This window comes from Microbacterium karelineae, assembly GCF_009745985.1.
Classification (GTDB): Bacteria; Actinomycetota; Actinomycetes; order Actinomycetales; family Microbacteriaceae; genus Microbacterium; species Microbacterium karelineae.
The window spans coordinates 1-367 of the sequence record NZ_WFIX01000002.1; the positions used below are offsets into that span (position 1 = coordinate 1).

The 367-nt window shown below is 39.5% G+C and carries 1 protein-coding gene; it reads right to left on the reverse strand.

Annotation, left to right across the window (positions count from 1 at the left end):
* Nucleotides 1-367, reverse strand: a 367-nt coding sequence (locus GB932_RS21680; RefSeq protein ID WP_497755932.1) for a sigma-70 domain-containing protein, incomplete at both ends; no start/stop codon positions are given.

The window sequence follows — 367 nt, forward strand, 5'->3', positions numbered from 1 at the left end:
GCAGAGATTCAAGCATCAGATCTTTATCAGGACTTGGAGATTCTCCTGAACGTAATACATCATAAAGATTAGAATCTTCACCTTCTACCAAAGGCGCATCCATAGACAGGTGTCTTCCGGAGTTTTTCATAGATTCTTTGATATCTTCCTCGCTCATGTCAAGAACTTCAGCCAATTCTTCCGGAGAAGGTGGTCTTTCATTTTCCTGCTCAAGGTGAGCGTATGCTTTATTGATTTTGTTGATAGACCCAATCTTGTTCAATGGTAGTCTTACAATTCTTGACTGTTCAGCCAATGCCTGTAAAATTGATTGACGGATCCACCATACTGCATAAGAGATAAATTTGAAACCTCTAGTTTCATCGTA